Origin of the sequence: Methylobacterium sp. B1 (assembly GCF_000333255.1) — a bacterium.
Taxonomy (GTDB): domain Bacteria; phylum Pseudomonadota; class Alphaproteobacteria; order Rhizobiales; family Beijerinckiaceae; genus Methylobacterium; species Methylobacterium fujisawaense.
Genome location: NZ_BACT01000280.1, coordinates 1 through 1,035, shown reverse-complemented (window position 1 = coordinate 1,035; position 1,035 = coordinate 1). Strand labels below are relative to the sequence as shown.

The window sequence follows — 1,035 nt, the reverse complement described above, 5'->3', positions numbered from 1 at the left end:
CACGCGGCCGATGATCTGGCGGGCGTCCGTGCCACTCATCCCGATTCCCTGCGCGAAGCCGCTCAGGCGCTGCATCAGGCGATTGGCGGTGGCTTCGCGATCCAGATCGGCCTCGGGCTCGCTCATCCGTTCACATTTGCCGGCGCCGCGCAGGCCGATCAGCGCTACCCGCGGGCGGTTGCTCGATTCCGGTCGGCTACCGCCGGACAGGGCGTCCTTGGCGGCGGCGATCTGGGCCGGGCTGGCCTGGGCGAGCAGGTCGCGCACCACCGGCCAATCGGGCAGCCCGTCATTGCCGGTGATCAGGTCGTCCAGTCGCACGCCCATGGCGTTGGCCACCCGCCGGAGCAGGATGATGGAGACGTTGCCCTGGCCGCCTTCCAGCTGCGCGATGTAGCGCTCGGACAGGCCGGAGGTCTGTGACAGAACCTTGCGCGACAGGCCGCGCACGGTGCGCGCGTGCCTGACGCGTCGCCCGAGGTCTGTGAGAAAAAGTGATTCCTGTTCCACCACGCCGCTCATGGCGCCGTTCGCTTTCCTGCCAGCTTGAGAGCAGGGTCGGTGCCCTGCATGCCTGCCGCTTCGAGATCGATCGCGCCCTACCGTACCGTCGGGCGATAGAATGCCCGACCTCGCGCGCCTGAACCGGCGTTCCTGCCCTGAGATCCGTCGCGCGCCATGCGCGCACGGCCGCTGTTTTGCGGCTTCGGTCCGTGCCGATCCAACCACGTTGCTGGCGTGGCGCCTATGTGTTGCGGAACGGTGCGATGGTCAAGCCTTGGGCATGATCCTTGTGTGGGCAGAGGGCCGATCCGCACCGGGTTCCCCGACGCGCGGCCGCTCCGGAATGGCGGAGCTACTCGACCGGGAGAGCGGTGGCCTCGCGCACGGGAGCCGCGGCCGGGGCGCGGCGCGGCGTGGCGGCGGCGAGCATCTGCAGGGACGGGCGACGCGGCGGCAGCGGCACCTCGATCGCTTCGACCGCCGCCTCGTTGGCCGATGCCGAAGCGGCGGCCGGGGACATCGGAGCGGATG

1 protein-coding gene is annotated in these 1,035 nt (G+C 70.3%); it reads right to left on the bottom strand.

What is annotated here, in order from left to right; translation table 11 throughout:
- A partial coding sequence (locus I53_RS08160; RefSeq protein WP_251982256.1) for a helix-turn-helix domain-containing protein occupies positions 1–522 on the bottom strand: 522 nt, incomplete at its 3' end.
- Between the last annotated feature and the right edge of the window lie 513 nt (positions 523–1,035).